At 27.8% G+C, this 1,499-nt stretch carries 1 protein-coding gene; it reads right to left on the bottom strand.

Annotation, left to right across the window (positions count from 1 at the left end):
* Positions 1-1,319, bottom strand: a 1,319-nt coding sequence (locus ACRDDY_RS00440; protein ID WP_438562998.1) for a carboxypeptidase M32, incomplete at its 3' end; no start/stop codon positions are given.
* Between the last annotated feature and the right edge of the window lie 180 nt (positions 1,320-1,499).

Here is a 1,499-nt window from a genome sequence, read left to right as displayed (position 1 = left end):
TTAAGTTCTTTCTCCAAAGCTTTTCTCAATTGATGTGAGTATAGTTCAGCTATTAGATATACTGGGAAAAAACCAAAATATCCACTAGCCCAATGTATGTCTTGAAGTAACCCTTCTGAAAAAGATTTTGGTACAACGCTCAAATACTCTTTATATTTTCCATTCCAAACCTCTGGTAAATCTTTTACACCTAATCTCCCTTCTAACAGATCTCTTTCTATCTCATATCTTATAATTATGTGTAAAATATATGTTAGCTCATCTGCCTCTATTCTAATTGGAGATGGTTTAACTTCATTAACTAATCTATAAAAATCTATATCCTCTTTGTCTTTTAACTCTGGAAATAGTTCTTTTATTTTTTTTAAAATAAGCAAAGATATATTTTTATCTCTCCCAACTACATTTTCATAAAATCTAGCTTGAGATTCTTCTAAGACTTGAGAACTTACCTCTGCCAAAAGAGTACCTAAAAGATTCTCACTTATACCTTGCTCATAAAGTCCTTTTCCAGCCTCATGAAAAGTGTTATATATCCCAACTTTCAAATCATTTTTATCAAAAGATGTTACCACTCTTACATCCTTTGGAGAAGCTGCTAAAGTTGTTGGATGCTCTCCTAAATCTACTCTTCCATAAGTAAAATCAAAACCCGTAATACTTAAAATATATTTTGAAAGCTCCATTTGTTTATTAAAATCATACTCTCCACTAAAATTTTTAGCTACACTGCTTTTACTGTTTTTTTCTATCTCTTTTACCAATGGAACTATAAATTTTTTCAAATCTTCTATTAATATATCTAACTCCTCACAGTTTATATCAATATCATAGTATCTAAGAAGAGCATCATATGGTATATTTTTATATCCCCAATACTGAGAAAAGTTTTTAAAATGTGCTACAATCTTTTCTAAACATAGAGAAAACTCATCATAACTATTTTCAGTTTTTGCTTTTTTCCAAATATCTTCAGATAAAGTTATAAGACTCATATAATCTTCATACTCTTTTAAAGGTATTTTTTGGACAAAATTAGAATTATTCTTTATTTTCTTTAAAGTAGCTTCTATCACCTCATTTTTCTTAGGTGATTTTTCAAAATACTCCTGAAGTTTTAAAAATTTTGGTGATGAAAATCTATTATATATCTCCTTACTTAAAAACTGAATAATTTCAGATCTATAACCAATAGCTCCCTTTGGCATATATATTAGTTTATCCCAATAAAGAAGTGTATTTAATGTATATTTTAGATACTCTATCTCTTTTAACTCTATTTTTAATGCCTCTTGTTTTTTCTCATAAAACAAATCCATTGATCCTCCTCAGTTACTTCAAATTATATTGTGTAAAAAATGGATGTAAAGAGTTAGTTTCACAACTATTTTTTAAAAGCTCCTCATTTAATTTTTCATTTTTTAATAACTCTTTAGATTCAACTTCCTCCTCTTGAAGCTCTAGTAAATTCATTATTGTTAAAAATATTTTTGATTGTC

The organism is Clostridium sp. (assembly GCF_051656525.1).
Classification (GTDB): domain Bacteria; phylum Bacillota; class Clostridia; order Clostridiales; family Clostridiaceae; genus Clostridium.
This window is presented reverse-complemented; position numbering and strand designations above follow the sequence as displayed.